The organism is Paraburkholderia fynbosensis (assembly GCF_902859935.1).
In the GTDB taxonomy this organism is placed as follows: Bacteria; Pseudomonadota; Gammaproteobacteria; order Burkholderiales; family Burkholderiaceae; genus Paraburkholderia; species Paraburkholderia fynbosensis.
In genome coordinates this window covers 26,017-41,528 of sequence record NZ_CADIKI010000029.1, presented here as the reverse complement: position 1 = coordinate 41,528, position 15,512 = coordinate 26,017, and the positions used below count along the sequence as shown (strand labels likewise).

16 protein-coding genes and 1 riboswitch are annotated in these 15,512 nt (G+C 63.1%); of the genes, 2 read left to right on the top strand and 14 right to left on the bottom strand.

Annotation, left to right across the window (positions count from 1 at the left end; all coding sequences use genetic code 11):
- Positions 1 to 78: 78 nt before the first annotated feature.
- The 5 genes from HV770_RS33805 to HV770_RS33785 all read right to left on the bottom strand — a co-directional run bounded on the left by HV770_RS33805 (position 79) and on the right by HV770_RS33785 (position 5,095).
- The gene (locus HV770_RS33805) at positions 79 to 633 is read right to left on the bottom strand and encodes a carboxymuconolactone decarboxylase family protein (protein ID WP_121322791.1); all 555 of its coding nucleotides are present in this window, start codon (positions 631 to 633) and stop codon (positions 79 to 81) included.
- A 35-nt stretch (positions 634 to 668) separates the two neighbouring features.
- Positions 669 to 1,997 carry an aspartate aminotransferase family protein gene (locus HV770_RS33800; protein ID WP_175165820.1) on the bottom strand — a complete coding sequence of 443 codons (1,329 nt, stop codon included), beginning with the start codon at positions 1,995 to 1,997 and terminating at the stop codon, positions 669 to 671.
- Positions 1,998 to 2,002: 5 nt separating this feature from the next.
- Entirely contained in the window at positions 2,003 to 3,052 is a 1,050-nt protein-coding gene (locus tag HV770_RS33795) for a C45 family autoproteolytic acyltransferase/hydrolase (RefSeq protein ID WP_246291453.1), read from the bottom strand.
- A gap of 132 nt (positions 3,053 to 3,184) precedes the next feature.
- Entirely contained in the window at positions 3,185 to 4,039 is an 855-nt protein-coding gene (locus tag HV770_RS33790) for a MurR/RpiR family transcriptional regulator (RefSeq protein WP_175165819.1), read from the bottom strand.
- 351 nt (positions 4,040 to 4,390) lie between these two features.
- Positions 4,391 to 5,095, bottom strand: a complete 705-nt coding sequence (locus HV770_RS33785; protein WP_175165818.1) for a DUF2968 domain-containing protein — start codon at positions 5,093 to 5,095, stop codon at positions 4,391 to 4,393.
- Between the two features lie 444 nt (positions 5,096 to 5,539).
- Between HV770_RS33785 and HV770_RS33780 the strand changes: the two genes are divergently transcribed.
- Positions 5,540 to 5,833, top strand: a complete 294-nt coding sequence (locus tag HV770_RS33780) for a hypothetical protein (RefSeq protein WP_217468672.1) — start codon at positions 5,540 to 5,542, stop codon at positions 5,831 to 5,833.
- Between the two features lie 87 nt (positions 5,834 to 5,920).
- Here the strand turns inward: HV770_RS33780 and HV770_RS33775 are convergent, their stop codons facing one another.
- The 9 genes from HV770_RS33775 to HV770_RS33735 all read right to left on the bottom strand — a co-directional run bounded on the left by HV770_RS33775 (position 5,921) and on the right by HV770_RS33735 (position 13,901).
- On the bottom strand, positions 5,921 to 6,745 hold the full coding sequence (locus tag HV770_RS33775) for an ABC transporter ATP-binding protein (protein WP_246291451.1): 825 nt from the start codon (positions 6,743 to 6,745) through the stop codon (positions 5,921 to 5,923).
- A gap of 8 nt (positions 6,746 to 6,753) precedes the next feature.
- Positions 6,754 to 7,611 (bottom strand): ABC transporter permease, encoded by an 858-nt coding sequence (locus HV770_RS33770; RefSeq protein ID WP_121322863.1) that lies wholly within the window; start codon positions 7,609 to 7,611, stop codon positions 6,754 to 6,756.
- A 58-nt stretch (positions 7,612 to 7,669) separates the two neighbouring features.
- Positions 7,670 to 8,548 (bottom strand): hypothetical protein, encoded by an 879-nt coding sequence (locus HV770_RS33765; RefSeq protein WP_175165815.1) that lies wholly within the window; start codon positions 8,546 to 8,548, stop codon positions 7,670 to 7,672.
- A complete protein-coding gene (locus HV770_RS33760) occupies positions 8,536 to 9,318 on the bottom strand; it encodes an N-acyl homoserine lactonase family protein (RefSeq protein WP_168664265.1) in 783 nt (260 codons plus the stop codon). Before HV770_RS33760 ends, HV770_RS33765 begins: the two co-directional genes overlap by 13 nt.
- A 35-nt stretch (positions 9,319 to 9,353) precedes the next feature.
- Positions 9,354 to 10,136: a creatininase gene (locus HV770_RS33755; RefSeq protein WP_175165814.1), complete on the bottom strand. Its 783-nt coding sequence runs from the start codon at positions 10,134 to 10,136 to the stop codon at positions 9,354 to 9,356.
- Positions 10,137 to 10,211: 75 nt separating this feature from the next.
- The gene (locus HV770_RS33750; RefSeq protein WP_175165813.1) at positions 10,212 to 10,964 is read right to left on the bottom strand and encodes an SDR family NAD(P)-dependent oxidoreductase; all 753 of its coding nucleotides are present in this window, start codon (positions 10,962 to 10,964) and stop codon (positions 10,212 to 10,214) included.
- A gap of 10 nt (positions 10,965 to 10,974) precedes the next feature.
- Positions 10,975 to 11,985 (bottom strand): fatty acid desaturase family protein, encoded by a 1,011-nt coding sequence (locus HV770_RS33745; protein ID WP_217468671.1) that lies wholly within the window; start codon positions 11,983 to 11,985, stop codon positions 10,975 to 10,977.
- Positions 11,986 to 11,990: 5 nt separating this feature from the next.
- Positions 11,991 to 12,995 (bottom strand): ABC transporter substrate-binding protein, encoded by a 1,005-nt coding sequence (locus HV770_RS33740; protein WP_217468670.1) that lies wholly within the window; start codon positions 12,993 to 12,995, stop codon positions 11,991 to 11,993.
- 54 nt (positions 12,996 to 13,049) lie between these two features.
- A riboswitch (guanidine-I (ykkC/yxkD leader) is annotated at positions 13,050 to 13,160 on the bottom strand.
- A 183-nt stretch (positions 13,161 to 13,343) separates the two neighbouring features.
- Positions 13,344 to 13,901, bottom strand: coding sequence for a MarR family winged helix-turn-helix transcriptional regulator (locus HV770_RS33735; RefSeq protein ID WP_175165811.1), 558 nt, complete (start codon positions 13,899 to 13,901; stop codon positions 13,344 to 13,346).
- A 332-nt stretch (positions 13,902 to 14,233) separates the two neighbouring features.
- Here HV770_RS33735 and HV770_RS33730 point away from each other — a divergent pair, with 332 nt between their 5' ends.
- Complete coding sequence (locus HV770_RS33730) at positions 14,234 to 15,496, top strand: amidohydrolase/deacetylase family metallohydrolase (protein WP_175165810.1); 1,263 nt, start codon at positions 14,234 to 14,236, stop codon at positions 15,494 to 15,496.
- Positions 15,497 to 15,512 lie beyond the last annotated feature (16 nt).

Here is a 15,512-nt window from a genome sequence, read left to right as displayed (position 1 = left end):
AAACGCCCCGGTTTGCGAAGTTCGCAGCCGGGGCGTTTCGTATTATGCGTTGCGCGGCGTGCTGCGCCCAGCCGCCTCCTACTCGGCGAACGGCAAACTCTCCTGCCCCAGTGCTCGCATGCCGAACACGTTCAGCGTCATCGCCACCAGCGCGTAGTAGCCGAGCAGGCCCACCAGGTTGATCACCACCTGATGCCCGAATCTGTCGACCGCCTTCGCATAGGTCGCATCCGACACCCGCTTCGTGTCGTACAGCTCGCTCGCGAAGTCGTGAATCAGGGCGTCGTCGGCGTCAGCGAAATCCGGGCGGCGTCCTTGACGGATCGCTTCGGCGTCCGCTTCGCCCACGCCCGCTTCGAGCGCGATCGGATAGTGGATATACCACTCGGCCTGCGCCTGCCAACGCGCGGCGGTCACCAGAATCGCCAGTTCCGACAGACGCAACGGCAAGCCGGTCCGGTAGCGGCAGAACGCGCCAAGGCGCTGCGCCTGCTGCGCGAGTTCCGGGCTATGGATCCAGCCGAGAAACGGCCCGTTCAGATTGCCGCGCGGGCCGGACAGAATGTCGTCCAGCACGCTCTTCTGTTCGGGCGTGGCGGTGGACAGGTCGAAGTGAGGCAAACGTTCGGTCATTATCGTTCTCGCGGGTGGCGGTGTAGTCAAAGGGCTCAGACGGCGGACAATGCGCCGTCGATCGCGTCGGTCAGCCGGCTGACGATCTCGTCGATCTCGCGCTCGGTGCAGATGAACGGCGGCGCCAACAGCACATGATCGCCGATCTTGCCGTCGACGGTGCCGCCCATCGGATACACCATCAACCCACGCGCGAACGCTTCACGCCGGATCGCCGCGTGCAGTTTCAACCCGGCGTCGAACGGCGCTTTGCTCGTGCGGTCCCTGACCAGTTCGACGCCGACGAAGAGCCCTCGCCCGCGTACGTCGCCGATATGCGCATGCTGCGCGTAGTGCTCGCGCAGCCGGCCGCGCAACTGCTCGCCGCGCGCCTGCACGTTGGACAGCAGCCCGTCTTCGGCAATCACGCGCTGCACTTCGAGCGCCGCCGCGCACGCGGTGGCGTGGCCGATATACGTGTGACCATGCTGAAAGAAGCCCGAGCCGCCGACGATCGTCTGATAGATCCGCTCGCTCACGAGCGTCGCGCCGATCGGCTGATAGCCCGCGCCGAGCCCCTTCGCGATGGTCAGCAGATCCGGCGCGACACCGTCCTCTTCGCACGCGTACAGAACGCCGGTGCGACCCATGCCCGACATGATCTCGTCGAGAATCAACAGGACCCCGTAACGATCGCACACCGCACGAATCTTGCGGAAGTACTCGCGCACCGGCGGCACCGCGCCGGCCGTCGCGCCCACCACCGTTTCCGCGACGAACGCGGCCACCGTATCGGCGCCGAGTTCGAGAATCTTCTGCTCGAGTTCGTCGGCGAGCCGTTGGGCGAAGGCCTCTTCGGTTTCGCCTGCGTGCTGCTCGCGGTACGCATAGCACGGACTCACGTGATGCGCTTCGATCAGGATCGGCAGAAAGGGCTCGCGGCGCCATGCATTGCCGCCGATCGCGAGCGCCCCCAGCGTATTGCCGTGATAGCTCTGGCGCCGCGCGATGAAATGGCGGCGCTGCGTTTCGCCCTTCTCGACGAAATACTGGCGCGCCAGTTTCAGCGCCGCCTCGATCGCCTCCGACCCGCCCGACACGAAGTACACGTGTTCGAGCCCGGCCGGTGCGCGCGCCACCAGATAGTCGGCAAGCTCCTCGGCGGGCTCGGTGGTGAAGAACGACGTGTGTGCGTACGGCAGCTGTTGTGACTGGCGTTTGATCGCGTCGATCACCCGCTGATTGCTGTGGCCGAGACATGACACGGCCGCGCCGCCCGACGCGTCGATATAACGCTTGCCGGTCGAATCGACGATTTCGATGCCGTCGCCCGCGACAGCGACCGGCAGAGATTGCTTCGGTGAACGATGAAAGACGGTTGACATGATTTTTAGTTCCTCGTGATTGCGCGAGCGATGAAGGTGTCGAGTGCGCAGTGTCCCTGCCGATAGACTTTCATCGACACACCGGCGTCACCGATCTCGAAGAGCGCGGTGGCAAGCGTGTTTTCGTCGTCGGGATCGAGCGGGTCGTCGCGATAAATCGGCAAGCCCGATGGCGCGCGATCGTGCAGTACGTCGAGCAACGCAGCGGGTTGCACTGGCGTGACGAGCGTCGGCAGCAAAGCATCGACACGCAATTGTCTGTCACGCGATGATTCCGTGACGATTTGCGCTTCGGCTTCGCAGCCCGGATGAATCATGTGATTTGCGTGGCCAGCGAGTCCGGACACACTTCGTACGGAGCAACGCCGCGCACTGGCTTCGGCGCTGAAGAGCCGCGCGTCGCCCGCACAACCTAGCGTGTGATGAAAACCGCTCGCCGCCGGCACGGTGCGCAGCAGGTGCAACGCTTCGTCGAGCGAGCCGGCGTCGAGCACGGCTCGGGCGAGGATCATCCGGGGCACGCCGGCGGTGGGCTCGCGAATGCGCAGATTATTGATTGCCTGCGCGATACCGGCGCGGCTCGCGGCGAAGGTGTGTCCCGGCAGCGACCCCGGGTAATAGAAGCTCACGAAGCCGGGCTTGCCGACAGGTCGAACCTCGACCAGTGCACAGCGCTCGCGCAGAAACGGGTCGCCATCTTCGTTATGCGCGATGAAGCGCTGGTCGCCCGCCACAGCCGCCAGCGTGGTGCAACCATCCGGCGCGTGATGGATCAGTTCGCCGCGGCAGTTCCAGAGAAACACGTCTTCGGCGGGCCAACCCAGCGCGGCCGCCATGCCGTCGAGTTCGGCCAGCAACGCGGGATAGTGCGAGCGGGCCGCATCACGCAGCGTCTGCACGAACGGCTCGCCGCGCCAGCGCCGGACCGCGCGCCACGCACGACTCTGCGCCATGTACTCGGCGAACACCGGCCTCGCGATTTCACCCAACCGGTAGCCGATGTCATACGGCTCCCCGCTCACCTGAAAAAGACCCACCCCCTGTTTCGACGCCACGGCTCGCACTCATTCAACAATCGGTACGCATTTATACTTCCAAACAACATATGTTGTCAAACAGGGCGATACTGATTCAGATGAAGAGATCTTGCGCCGCGCAGACACCGGGTTCGCTTAGAACGGAAATGCTCAAGGCACGTACGCGCCCTTCGCGTGCAGGGACTGCTCGGCGATCGCGAGCTGTTCGACGGCGCCCGCGCCTTCGAGCGCGAGCAGGTGCGCGACCAGCGATTCCGTAATCGCGGTAGCCGCCACCAGCGACGGAAAAAACGACGGGCTCTCGTGCGAAAAGATCAGCGCCTTGTCGGCGTTCAGCGCGATCGGCGAAACGGCGCTGTCGGTGATCGCAATCAGCTTGCTGCCTTTTTCCAGTGCGGCCTCGGCCACGCGCGCCGCTTCGACCGAATACGGCGCGAAACTGATGACGATGGTCGCACTGTCGCGCTCGATCGTGCGCAGTTGCATTTCGAGCGTGCCGCCCTCGCCGTTGAGCAGCGACACCGATGACCGGAACAACCGGTAGCCGTACACCAGGCCGAAGGCCACCGCGTAACAGGAACGAAAGCCCGCCACGTGCACGTGCGGCGCGCGCCGCAACAACCGCGCGGCTTCGACGATCACGCGGCCGTTATGCGCGGCGGTGACATCGAGATTGTGCTGTTGCGCGATCAGCAGATCGTTCGCCAGCGCATCTTTCGATTTGACCAGCGAACGCGCGCGGCTCGTGAGCGGCTCGGGCCGCGTGCGCACACGCGCGACGAATAGATTACGCAATTCGTTCCAACCGGGGAAACCGAGTTGCTGCGACAGGCGCACGAGCGAAGCCGGTTGCACCTGGGCGCGCTCGGCCACTTTGCGCATCGACGAGACCGCGACTTCGTCCGGATGATCGAGCAGAAAACCTGCTCCCATCTGGAACTGTGGACTCAGTTCGGAGAAGCGCGCCCGGATCAGGGCGGCGAGCTGGTCGAAACTGTCTGGCATGCGTTGATCGGGCGAGCCGCCGGTAGGGATAACAACAAATGTTACCACTGGGGCCGGGGATTCAACAGGGCTGTCTTCGGGGGCGCTGGTGCATGGCGAACGATATCGGTTCTGCCGCAGACAATATTTGGTTTCGACGGTTCTGCGCGAACAAAACTGCCCCCAGAAAGTCGACTGCCGCGCTCGACTCCTTCGCAAAGGGATTACGGGCCGCTTTTGTCCGGCATGATTGGATCGACTTTATGATTTTGCGCTTTTTACCCAACCCACAGGCACCTTGCAACAACCCCATCCAGACAAAGCCTTGAGAATCCGTCGATCAGCGACGTCCGGTTCATGCCGAGTATGTTTCTAGTCAGGAGCAGCGGTAGTTCGAATTTGACGGATCGGCTGACGTGGAAAGCGTTCATTGCCGGCCAGATCAAGCTGATGGATCTGGCGCCGCAGCCGATTCAACTGAGCCTGGGCGGCCACACGCTGCGCCTCGAGCTGCGCAATCTCCCGGCGCGCCTGCTGTTGCCGTTGGGCAACCAGCTGTGCCTGGGCGGCATGGCTCTCCAGATCTATGCGTAGCCGTTCGGACTGGGTCTGCGCCTGTTCAATCAGACGGATCAACTGGTCGTTTTGTGCTTCGAGGAGCGTTCGGCGCATATCCTCCTCAGACAGATGCGTGGCTTGCTGCGTGAAGTGGCGGAACGCGGTCTCTGCGCTTTCCAGCTCGCCCATCGTCAGGACACGCCACAACGCGCCGTCCTGATGGAGTGTCGCGTAATACACCAGATCAGCTCGATGTAAAAGCAGGCTTGCTGCATAGCTGAAACTCCGAAATACACGACACACTGTAAGCGCACCGGTGGCCTCCAGATGTTCGACCTCGGCGAGGGTGACCTTCCGGATATCCTGTCCGCCGGATCGAGATGGCGGCAGGGTAGCTGAGCACAGCGGATTCACAGAATGAGGCGCGCCCACCGCCAGACGCTCACCATCCTGCCCGACCTGATCGGAGCCAGTGGCGTTCGCAACAAACGGAGCGCGCAGGTCAAAATGTTTTTTCAAGAGAGTCTTGCAGATTCGGTTGTATGCAACGTGGCGGGAGTGCATAGCGGTACTGTAGAACAGACCACCCGACTCAACTGTCAGCAATTGTGACTCAGCATGTATCCCGGTGCTCATGCATTGCATGTCTTGCCTCAGGTCGTGACCAGTCACCACGGCCCGCCATCCAGACGGCCTTGTCGAGCGATGGGTTGAGCGACGTATTCAAGCGAACAACTCGCCGTATGAATTGCAGGCGACGTTCACTCCGTATGGCCGCTCAGAATAGAGGACATACCGCTTTTCTCATCGACATGTTGGTCTCGGCGCCAGCAAGACTCCAATGTGTTCGTCCGAACCCAACATCTCACCCTCCCTCCTTGCGTTCGATGCAGGCAGCGGCGGCGCAAACCCCCGCCTTACGGGCAGTTCGCGCCAATCGCCCCGGTCGGCATGGACGTTGCATTGAGCAATGCATTCGAGGAGACAGTCATGACATGCCGCTTTTCCGACACAGCCGAAACGAAGTCGGTTGGAACCAGCGCAATCATTGCCGTTGCCGCTGTTGCTCTGGTGGCTCTATGCCTGACCGGTATCGCGGCATTTGCAGGGCTCCTGCCGGACTCGGACAGGGTGGCCATAGCAATGACCGCAACACCGATCGTCGACATACAGGTCGACGTTCGGCGAAACGATGCGGAGCCGCGCCTTGAGCCGCAGCTAGAAGATGGGAATCCTGGCGCGTCAACAAACTACTAGTTGGGTCAAGCCGTCGGAAGCGAATAGCCCAAGCTTCTCCGAATAATCGAAACTCGCACGTCCGCTATACCGGGGCATGGCGAGCCATCATTGGCGCGTCAACTGCTCCAGCCTCTCCAGATCCGTTTTCATGCCGGACGTCTCCCGTATCCGCGCAAGGATCTCACGCTTAAGCGCGATGAACTCCGGCGACAGCTTCATCTCCGGATCGCGCCTCGCGGACAACCGCACGTCGTAGATCGAATCGATACGTCCGGGCCGCGGCGCCATCAGCACCACCCGGTGCCCGAGATAGATCGCTTCCTCGACGTCGTGTGTAACGAACACGAGCGTCGTTTTCTCGAGCGCATGAACGTGCAGGATCAGGTCGTGCATGACTTCACGCGTCTGCGCGTCGAGCGCGCCGAACGGCTCGTCCATCAGCAGGATCGAGGGCTTGCCCATCAGCGCGCGTGCAATCGCGACGCGTTGCTGCATGCCGCCCGACAACTGGTTCGGATAGGCCTCGGCGACGTGCGCCAAGCCCATCGAGTGCAGCAGCGCATCGGCGCGTCCGCTCGCCGTTTCGACCTCCGCCTGCGTCCGGTTGCGCCCGTTGACCTTCAACAGGCGTGAAAAGCGGATGTTCTGCCTGACCGTCAGCCATGCGTAAAGGCTGTAGTTCTGAAAGACCATCGCGCGATCGACCCCCGGCCCTTCGATCTCGCGATCGTCGACGCGTATCGAGCCGCTGTCGATCGTTTCCAGCCCGCCCAGAATGCGCAGCAGTGTCGACTTGCCGCAACCCGACGCGCCGACCAGCGTGACGAACTCGTTTTCGCGGACAGTCAGGTCGATATCGGCGAGCGCCTGCACCTGGTTCGCAGCGCGCCCGAACTGCTTGCACAGCCCTTCGACGACGATCTTTTTCATGGGGGATTTCATCGTTTGGCCATCCATTTGCTGAACAGCAGGCGGTGTGAAAGCCGAAACGCCTGGTCGATCACGAGACCGATCAGCCCGATCAGCAGAATGCCCGCGAAGATCTTGTCGGTCTGCAGATAGCGCTGGGCCTTGAGGATGGAATACCCGAGCCCCGTGTTCGCCGCCACCAGTTCGGCGACAACCAGATACGTCCATGCCCAGCCCATCGTGATACGCAGCGTATCGAGCACCGCCGGCTTCGCCGACGGGAAGATCACGAGCCGCACCAGTTCCTCGCGTGAAGCGCCCATCGTCTGCGCGGCCTCGACCTGCGCAAGCGGCACGAACCGCACGTTCTCCGCGATCATCAACACCATCTGAAAGAATGTGCCGATAAAAATGATCGCGATTTTCGAACCTTCGTCGATGCCGACCCACAACATCACGAGCGGAATGAACGCGACTGCGGGCATATAACGGATGAAGTCGGTCAGCGGTTCGAGCAACGCCTGCATTGGCTTGAACGTGCCGATCAGCAGGCCGAGCGGCACCGCGACGAGCGCCGAAAGCGCCCACCCGGCGCAGACGCGATACATGCTGATGCCGATGTCGGTCAGCAGGCCGTCGTCGGTCCACCAGATCGACAGCCGATGAACGACATCGAGCGGCCCCGGCATGAACACCTTCGCGACCAGCCCGGCCGACGCCAGCGCCCACCACGAGAGTAACGGCACCAGCAGGCCCGCGAGCGCGAACATCAGATAAGCGGAGCGGCTGATCTCGCCGCGCACAGCCCATAACGAAGGTGGCCTGCGCTTCTGCGGCCTCTCTGCCGCCGGCATTTTCCGGTTCAGCACGTGTTCGGTGGTGGACATCGTAGCTCCTGTCTGGCCGTGTTGAGTAGTGCGTGATGCGTCAGGTCTAACCGGCGCCCTACCCGGGCGTTGCCTGAAGCCGATCGAGGGCCGCGCTGACGGCGTCGGCGAATGCAGGCTGACCTTCGCGCCAGGGCAACGTCGAAAGTTCGATCGTCCAGCGCGCGCCGTCATTGCCACGTACGCGCCCGAGCGAGATTTCAAAATCGAGCAAAGCCCGTACATGGTCGATATCGAGCGCCGGGTCGCGCACGGCTTCGGCGAGGCGCTTGCCCCGGTATGACGCCAGCACGGCCTGCGCGCGCGGCGAACGGCTGCGCGCGAGCATGAAAAAATCGCCGCATCGCGCGATGAATACCGACGGCGCATCGTCGCGCGCCGCGCCATCCAGATCGTCGGCCAGCAAACCCGCCGCATGCGCGGCTTCGCGCGACAGCCGCACCGCCCACGTCAACCCAAGCGAAGCCGGATCGCGCTCCCAGCGTTCGTGATACACGGCTTCGATGCCGTCTTCGAGCACGACATGTGGCGTCTCGAAGCGCATGGTCCCCAGATCGCGCGCGTCGCTCGGCGGGCTGAAGTCGATCTGCCGATGCCACGTGCAGCGGTCGAGCCGGCCGTCAGCGGGATCGACCACAACGGCTGCCTCGTCAACTGTCGTCATGCCCGCGAAGCCCATTTGCGCGGCCAGGTCGATCAATTGCTCACGCGTCAGCGCCGCAAGGGCCGATGCTGCGCCGAACGTGCCGCGTGCGGCGGGCACCCGGATATCGATGTGCAAACGCTCGGTCTGCATCCAGAACACGCGTGTTTCGCGATCGATCCGTCCGTCTCCCGTCGTCAGCAGCGTGCGGCGCCATAGTCCGCGATAGGCCTGCGGCACAGGCGGCGCGGTAGCGCGCTGATCGTCATACGGCAGCGAAGTCATGCGTGCCATGCGGTTCCTCTGCTCAGCGTTCGCCAGAACGCAATGTCGTGGTTCGGCCAGATGGCGGCATCCGTTTCGCGTGCGAGCGCCTTGAGCTTGCGGATGCTGGCGAGCGCCATGTCTTCACGGTCGTTCCAGCACAGCCCGGGCGCAATCTCGTCGTCGATGTTTTCGGTTAGGTCGGCGGCATCGCCCGCGAGCACGATGGGCTTGCCCTGCGGGAGTTCGATCCACAGCGACATATGTCCCGCAGTGTGTCCCGGCGTGTTGATCGCACGCACGCCAGGCGCGAGCTCGTACTCGTCCCGTTGCACGCGCCAGCGATAGTCGCCCGCGAAGTCGTCCTGGAAGTAGCCGAGGTCCGCCTGCGCGCGCGCCGCTTCGAGTTCATCCGCGTGCACGTGAATGTCCGAGCCGCACACGTCGCACAGGCCCCCCGCGTGATCGAAGTGCAGATGGCCGATCATGACGACGTCGACATCCGAAGGCAGCAGGCCGAGCCGCGCCAGATGGCCCGGAATGCGCTGCTCGTCGGTCATCTGCGGCACGGGCAGCGGCCTTGCCCGTTGCGTGTAGTAACGCTCGCGCAACGCGGGATCCGCGATCTTGCGATAGTCGCAGCCGACGTCGTACAGGATGCGCCCCTGCCGTGTCTCGATCAGATACGCGAGGATCGGTGCGTCGATATCGGTGCCTGCGCCGCGATTGCGCGTCGATACCGATTTGTCGTACCGGTGCATCGCGGTGAGCAAGGGCCACACTCTCAAAACTTGCGTCATTTGCCTGTGTCTCCGTTGACGATATGCGTTCGATGCTACGCGTCGTTGAATTCGGCCTTCAGGGCGGCCGCGATTCGGCTCGACACTTCGTCGGCGAGCCACGCGCCCTTCTGCGCGCTCGCCCCCCGTGCCGACGACAATACACCCGAGAGCGGAACCCATGACGTGCGCGTCGGATAGCTGTCGTAGTCGGGAAAATCCGCCGGTGCTTCGTCGGGTATGTCGTCGAGCGAGACCAGGTCCGCGTGATAGTGCAGCATCATCGACGTCTCCATGACGGCCGCGTGTTCGAGCGCATAGCCTGGAAAGCCATCGGGGAATACCTTCGCCAGCGTGGGCCCGGTGCAGAAATCCCAGTACTCGAGGCGGACCACGCGCAGCGCCGGTGTGCGCGTCCCGTTGAGCGACAGATCGCGCATCGCCAGTTCGATCCCTTCGGTGAGAAACCACTGGTTCTCATAGTGGCCGTCGATCAGCGCGAGACGGCGCACGCCGTGCCGCGAGAATTCGCGCACGACGTCGCGCGTCATCTGAGACAGGTTGTTGCCATCCACGCTCGTCGTGCCGCAAAAATGCTGGCCCCCGCCGCACTTCGGCTGCGACTTGTAGCCGTAGTTGAAAGCCGGTGCGACGATGCCGCCGAGCTGGCGCGCCACGTCGGTCGCAACCGCCGTCGACAGCAACGCATCGGTGCCGAGCGGCAGATGCGGACCATGCTGTTCGAGCGCGCCGCACGGCAACAACACGACCGCCTGGTCGTTCAGCACGCGGTTGCGATAGTTCACCCAGCTCAAGCGCTGCATCAGGACTTCATTCATTGATGACTTCTCCGCAATCTGTCGGCCACCGGCGCGCGTTTTTTCAGGCGAATCGCGCGAGGCGGTCAGGTGAGTTCAGCCCATCCACGCTCCGCCATTCGGACTGATCGTCTGCCCGTGGTAGAACGATGCATGGTCGGAAGCAAGGAACACGATCGTGGCGGCGATTTCGTTGGGCGAGCCGACGCGGCCCGCCGGAATCGCCGCTTCGAGCGCCAGCGCTTCGGCGCTCATGTGGTCCGCGGACAGCATCGCGGTCGCCACCGGGCCGGGCGCGACCGCATTGATGCGCACGGTCGGCGCAAACTCGCGCGCGAGCGAACGTGTCAGTGCAATGACGCCGGCCTTCGCCGCGCAGTAAGGTGCAAAGTGCGCGCGGCCGAGCATGCCGAGTTCGGAAGCGATATTGACGATCACGCCTTGCCGCGCATTCAGCATAGACGGCAGCACGGCACGGCAACCGATGAACACGCCCGTCAGATCGATATCGACCACGCGACGCCAGTCGGCCTCCGAGGTCTCGAGAAACGGCTTGTCGAGCAGCACGCCCGCGTTGTTCACGAGCACGTCGATGCGGCCCCAGCGTTCGCCGAGTTCCGCCACCGCCGCCTGAAACGCCGCGCTGTCCGTCACGTCGAAGTCGTACGCATGCGCGATGCCGCCCGCCGCTTCGATATCGCGGCACGCCTCGCTCGCCGCTTCATGCTGATTGAAGTGTCCCACCGCGACCCGCGCACCGGCCGAAGCCAGCATGCAAGCCGTCGCGCGTCCAATGCCCGTGGCCGCGCCGGTGACGAGCGCAACCTTGCCATCGAGAGCGATCTGCATATCGGTGCACCTATACCGCGGTTAGAAACGACACGCCGACCGCGCCATAGAAGTCGTCGGCCTGCTTCTTCGTGATGTCCATCACGCCGTAGTCGCTCGCGAGAATCCGTTTGACACGATGCCGATGAAAACTCGTCAGAAGGCGTGCCATCGGAATGACCTGGCTGTCGTCGTCGCCGTAAAGCCTGGCATGCGCGGCGGGCAGCCGATACCACGGCTCGACCGGCCGGTCGTGATGGGCGTTGTGATACGAGAAATTGAGCAGCAGCAGGTTGAGCGCGGGATAGCGGACCGAGACGAGGTTCGAATACGTGTTGCGTTGCTCGTACGCGTGGTCCCTGATCTTGTCGGCGGGGATCGCGCCACCCTCCTCCAGCACGGCGAACGCGTCATAGGTGTGCTGATAGGCATCGGCAAAGCGCAACACGATCAGGCAGACGAGCCATGCCACCAGATACAGCGCGGCCGCCTGCCATGAGAGCCACGCCAGCCACGCGAACAGCGCGGCCCGGACGACCAGCACCGTCGCCACGCGCCGGCGCTGCGAACGTTTGCCCGCGCGCATGAATGGCATCGCGATCACATAGCCATGCATGATCAGCTCGACCGCCGGAAAATACGCCCATTCGAGCGCCAGCACGACTCTGCGCACCCATCGCGGCCTGCCCAGCAGGAACGCCTTCGCGTCGAACGTCAGCACGTCCGCGCGATCGACATGGTGCCGCATGTGCTTGCGTCTGAGATCCGCGAACGACGCATAGCAACTGCCGTTGATCCACGCGAGCGCCGCGCCGAGCCGTGCATTCGCTTCGGCGGTGCGAAACACCGCGCCGTGCGCGGCGTCATGCAGCAGATAGGCGCTGACGATCATCGCGTGCGCGAGCAGCAGCGTACCTGGCACGGTGAGCCATGGTTTCGCCGTCAGCAGCATCGCAATGCTCGACGCGAAGCCGCCGAACGAATAAGCGATCGTCAGCGTGTTCGGGACCGCACCGTCGCGGTATCGATAGAAGCTGCGCATGGCGGTCACTTCACGAGTTGATTGACGAATTGCGCGTCGATCGTCGTTTCGATCGCCGGTGGCGCGCTGATCTGCCCTTTCTTTTGCAGCAGACCACCGATCACCGCGCCGCTCGTGAAGTACGAACGCGTCGTCGGTCCCTTCGTGAAGCTCTGCGGCATTTCCTTCGTCGGAATGTTGTACACGCCATCGAGCTGGCTTTTCACTTCGTCCGCCGATATGCCGAGCGCCTTGCCGATGATCCTGTTCGCCTCGTCCGGATGACTCTTCATATAGGCCATGCCGTCCGCGTAAGCCTGAAGAATGCCTTTCACCTCGGCCGGATGGGCGTCGATATACGGCTGCTCGAACACCAGCACATCGGCGATCAGACCGGGCGCGTTGCGCGACGAATACACCACATGGAACTTGCTCTTGTCCGCCGACAGGATCTGCGAAACGTTAGGCTCATACGTGACGCCGACCGGCAGACTGCCCGACACCATGGCGCCGGGAATCGCCTCCGGCGTCATGTTGACGGCCGTGATGTCCTTGTCGCTCAAGCCATTGGTTTGCAATGCGTAGGCCAGCAGGAAGTCGGACGGCGAAAGCGGATTGAACGCAATCTTCTTGCCCTTGAAGTCGGCGACTTTCCTGACATCGGACGTCGCCACGATTGCATCGCCGCCGTTCGAGAAGTCGATCGGCATGACGACCTTCTGCTTCATGCCCTTCGCGTCCGAGCCGATCACCTGGTCATAGGTCAGCATCGCGCCGTCGACCGAATGGCTCGCCAGCGCAGCGGGCAGCAGGCCGGGGTCGTTGAAGAACTGGAGTTTGACCGACAGCCCGTACTTCTTGTAGAGATCGAGGGCTTCCGCGACATAGAACGGACCATAGCCGATCCAGACGACGGTGCCGATCTTCAAGGGCTGGGCAGCCTGTGCGGCGGGAGTGGAGAACGACAGGCAAGCAAGCATGCTTGCAGCGAGCGACAACGTGCGCAACGTCTTCATCGGTGAGAACGGCATACGGAAGGCTCCAGAACTGAGGGAAGAAAATGTACGGGAGAGCGCTTCATGCGCATCTCCCGGGCTTTTATCCCTCCGTGGAGCCCCGAACGTAACCGGAGCCGGAATGCTCTCGGACCAGACATCCGCATCACACCGCGGACCGGAACCCTAGCTTTCCTATCAGTTGCTGAGCTTCACGCTCATCCCGTGACGCACCGTTCTAAGCACAAAGCCTGCCAACCGTGCACTTTCTTTCGCAGCTTCATGCGCGACGGCGCTTTGCGCAAAGCTAACGGCGATGGCGCGTTCGGCGTCGCGACGTATGATCGGGCACGTCTGCCCAGACGCAGTGCAGCAGCAACCGTTTTAGGGCGTGTCATCATCGCCATCGCTTGCCGTCGCCTCGGGCAATCGCAACGGCACGACGGTCCGTTCATTGTTGGCCTCGACGAGACGGATCATCTGCAACATGAAAACGTCACGCTCGGCGGGCGATAGATGTTCGATGGTTCGATCGTGCGCGCGCTGCACCGCAGGCGCCATCTTCGCCACCAGCCGCCGGCCTTGTGCGGACAGCCTGACGAGCCGCAGGCGCTTGTCGTGTGCGGCTTGCTTGCGATTGACGAGACCGCGGGCATGCAGTCGCGGGATGACTTCGGCGACGCTGGAGCGTTCAAGGCCGATCTCCACGGCGAGCGTGTTCTGATCGATCTCGCCGAGTGTTTCGAGCGTCGTCAGCAGGCTGTATTGCACGGGCGTGATATTGAACTCGCTCGTCTCTTCCGCGAATAGCGAGCCATGAATCTGATGCAGGCGCCGGATCAGAAAACCGGGGCGCTCGAACAAAGGTGATCTCGCCTGCAAGCGTTCGAGTTCGGCGCGGGTCGGGTGGAGGTCCGTTTCCGGCGGGGTCAAGGTCGACATGGGCTGCCTTCGAGAGAGCGGGAAAACACGGGCTGATACGGGATGAATGGCTGAATTCTATGCGATCCGTCGGGCTTGCGGAAATTGCGTGGCATACCATGCAATTCACCACCGCGAAGCATTGGGCCGGCTTTCGGTGCAGCATCGAGCGGAACTCGTCATGTTGGTGCGGAGTTGACGGCGCAAATCCGTGGTACGGCACGCATCTATTTTATGAAGACATTGCAAGTACTTGATACGAAGGCGTTTCCCAGACTTTTGAAGCAACGCCTTCAAACCGGCACACTATTTGCGGTACACCACGCATCTCGTCCCCGGAACTGCACAGGAACATGTCCCAGCTTCTTCTCCAAGGCGGCCGCGTGATCGATCCGGCTGCCGGCCTCGACGCCACGCTCGACATTCTCGTGGAAGGTCAATTGATTGCCGCGATCGGCCCGGCACTTTCGGCCATGGCGCCGACGGCCCAGGTGGTCGATTGCCGTGACATGCTGGTGCTGCCCGGCCTCATCGACACGCACGGCCACGTCTATCAATACGTGACGGGCCGCTTTGGCCTGAACGCGGATCAGTGCGGCGTGCGCTCCGGCGTGACGACCATCGTCGACCAGGGCGGTGCAAGCTGCATCACGATTCCGGGTTTTCGCCATTTCGTCGCCGAGCCCGCGGCAACCCGCGTGTTCGCCTATATTTCGGCCTACCTCGTGGGCGGCCTCGAAGGCCATTACTACCCCGACCTCTATCGCCCGGACTGCCTCGATGCCGCTGCGACGGTGAAGTCCGCGCTCGCCAATGCGGATCTCGTCAAGGGCGTGAAGGCGCACGCAGAGATCGGCGGCTTTGCTCGCTGGGGGCTCGACGTCATGAAGATAGCGTCGAAGATCGGACGCGATGCGATCCTGCCCGTCTATATCCACTTCGGGCAACTATGGCCGAAGCCCGAAAGCGGCGGGCGGGCCGTGAATCCGGATTCGATCTTCAATCAGGTGGTCGACACGCTGAAGCCGGGCGACATCCTCGCCCATCCGTTCAGCCGGCACCCCGGCGGCTTTGTCGAAGAAAACGGCAAGCTGCATCCGCTCGTGCACGAAGCGGTCGCGCGCGGGTTGAAGATCGATGTCGGCCATGGCTCGCACTTCAGCTTCAAGACGGCGCGCGTGGTGCTCGACAGTGGCGTGATACCTGATACGCTCGGCGCGGACATGCACGGCTACAACACTCATGTGCCCTCGCCTGCGGGCACGCCTGACAGTCATCCTGACGAAGAGCATTCGTTTCTCGGCCGCACGCAGTTCAGCCTCGTCAGCGCCATGACGAGCATGCTGGCGCTCGGCCTGCCGCTCCATCATGTCGTTGCGATGGCCACCAGCAACGCCGCGAAGATGATCGGCATGGAAGGCGAACTCGGCACGTTGAAGGCCGGCGGTGTCGCCGACATCACCGTGCTGGACGACAAGCGCGGCCGCTGGGTGCTCGAAGACAACGAAGGCACTCAGGTCGTCACCGAGCGCATGCTCGCGCCGCGCTTCTGTCTGCGCGACGGCGTGCGCTACGACGCCGATGCGCCGCAACTGCCGCTGGCGCGCGCCGCCTGACGCGCCCTTCACAGGA